The organism is Xanthomonas sp. SHU 308, assembly GCF_000364645.1.
In the GTDB taxonomy this organism is placed as follows: domain Bacteria; phylum Pseudomonadota; class Gammaproteobacteria; order Xanthomonadales; family Xanthomonadaceae; genus Xanthomonas_A; species Xanthomonas_A sontii.
Window position 1 is genome coordinate 1 of sequence record NZ_AQOK01000073.1, and the last position, 1,040, is coordinate 1,040.

1 protein-coding gene is annotated in these 1,040 nt (G+C 67.5%); it reads right to left on the minus strand.

What is annotated here, in order from left to right; translation table 11 throughout:
- On the minus strand, positions 1-1,040 hold a 1,040-nt coding region (locus D588_RS0103375; protein ID WP_017914974.1), incomplete at both ends, for a flagellin.

Below are 1,040 nucleotides of genomic sequence, written 5' to 3' on the forward strand. Positions count from 1 at the left end.
CGGGTCAGCTCGGCGGTTTCCTTGGCGTAGTCGGTGTCGCGGATGCGGCTGCGCGAGGCCGACAGGTTCTCCGAGGTGGAGCTCAGGTTGGCGATGGTGGAGGTGAAGCGGTTCTGGATCGCACCCATGTCCGCGCGCGAGGAGTTCACCGAGGTCAGCGCGTTGTCGATGATGCTCAGCGCCTTCTGCGCGCCCTGGAAGGTCGAGATGTCCACGTCCTTCAGGAAGTTGGTGGTACCCGCGGCGGCAGTGGCGGTGGCGGCGATGCCGCTCTGGTCGAAGGTGATGCCGGTGGCGCCGGTGGCCGAGCCCGCGGTGAACGAGAAGTCCTGGCCGCCCTTGACCGATTCCAGCTTCAGCTTGTTGCTGCTGTCCACCGAGGCGTACACGCCGGTCTGGGCCAGCTTGTCGTTGATCGCCGAGGCGATCTTCTTGGCCACATCGGTGTCCACGTCGCCGACGGCCACCGAGACCGAGGCGATGCTGACGCCGTTGACGGACATGCCGGAGAAGCTGCCGCTGGCGGTGGCGGTACCCGAGGCCAGGGCGTTGGTGGTGGTCTGGGTGGCGGCGAAGCCGGCCTTGCCCAGCGAGGCGGCGCTGGCGTTGACGATGCTGTTGATGCCGATGGTCTGGCCGGCGTCGGCGCCGACCTGGAACAGCGCGCCGGAGAAGGAGCCGTCCAGCAGCTTGGTGCCGTTGAAGTTGGTCTGGCTGGAGACGCGGTCGATTTCCGAGGCCAACTGCTTGACTTCCGAGTTCAGCGCGCCACGGTCGGTGGTGGAGTTGGTGGCGTTGGCCGACTGCACCGCCAGTTCGCGGATACGCTGCAGGTTGTTGCCGATTTCGACCATCGCGCCTTCGGCGGTCTGCGCCAGCGAGATGCCGTCGTTGGCGTTGCGCGAGGCCACGTCCAGGCCGCGGATCTGGGTGGTGAAGCGCTCGGAGATCGCCAGACCGGCCGCGTCGTCCTTGGCGCTGTTGATGCGCAGGCCCGAGGACAGGCGCTGGATCGTCGTCGCCAGGCTGGCGCTGGTGGT